This window comes from Desulfovibrio sp. An276, assembly GCF_002159665.1.
GTDB lineage: Bacteria > Desulfobacterota > Desulfovibrionia > Desulfovibrionales > Desulfovibrionaceae > Desulfovibrio > Desulfovibrio faecigallinarum.
This window is the reverse complement of record NZ_NFJC01000078.1, coordinates 1-1026: the sequence shown is the minus strand read 5'-3', so window position 1 is coordinate 1026 and position 1026 is coordinate 1. Positions and strand designations below refer to the sequence as shown.

Sequence of the window (1026 nt, the reverse complement as noted above, 5' to 3'; positions counted from 1 at the left end):
CAGGGATTTGATACAGATTTGAACTGGAGAGTTTGATTCTGGCTCAGATTGAACGCTGGCGGCGTGCTTAACACATGCAAGTCGAACGAGAAAGTGGCTTCGGCCATGAGTAGAGTGGCGCACGGGTGAGTAACGCGTGGATAATCTGCCTCTGCATTGGGAATAACAGCTGGAAACGGCTGCTAATACCGAATACGCTCAAGCAGAACTGTTTGAGGAAAGAGGGCCTCTGAATATGCTTTCGTGCAGAGATGAGTCCGCGTCCCATTAGCTAGTTGGCGGGGTAACGGCCCACCAAGGCGACGATGGGTAGCCGATTTGAGAGGATGATCGGCCACATTGGAACTGAAACACGGTCCAAACTCCTACGGGAGGCAGCAGTGGGGAATATTGCGCAATGGGCGAAAGCCTGACGCAGCAACGCCGCGTGAGGGATGAAGGTCTTCGGATCGTAAACCTCTGTCGGGAGGGAAAAACGTGCAGTGTGCTAATCAGCATTGCAGTGATGGTACCTCCAAAGGAAGCACCGGCTAACTCCGTGCCAGCAGCCGCGGTAATACGGAGGGTGCAAGCGTTAATCGGAATTACTGGGCGTAAAGCGCACGTAGGTCGTTGTGTAAGTCAGAGGTGTAATCCCACGGCTTAACCGTGGAACTGCCTTTGATACTGCTCAACTTGAATTCGGGAGAGGATAGCGGAACTCCATGTGGAGCAGTGAAATGCGTAGATATATGGAAGAACATCAGTGGCGAAGGCGGCTATCTGGACCGATATTGACGCTGAGGTGCGAAAGCGTGGGTAGCAAACAGGATTAGATACCCTGGTAGTCCACGCCGTAAACGATGGATACTAGTTGTCGGGGAGTAGTCTTCGGTGACGCAGCTAACGCATTAAGTATCCCGCCTGGGGAGTACGATCGCAAGATTGAAACTCAAAGAAATTGACGGGGGCCCGCACAAGCGGTGGAGTATGTGGTTTAATTCGATGCAACGCGAAGAACCTTACCTGGGTTTGACATCTGCAGAA

At 52.2% G+C, this 1026-nt stretch carries 1 rRNA gene; it reads left to right on the top strand.

The features are described 5' to 3' along the window. Positions 1–20: 20 nt before the first annotated feature. Positions 21–1026 (top strand): 16S ribosomal RNA (locus tag B5F76_RS14270); the annotation flags it as partial.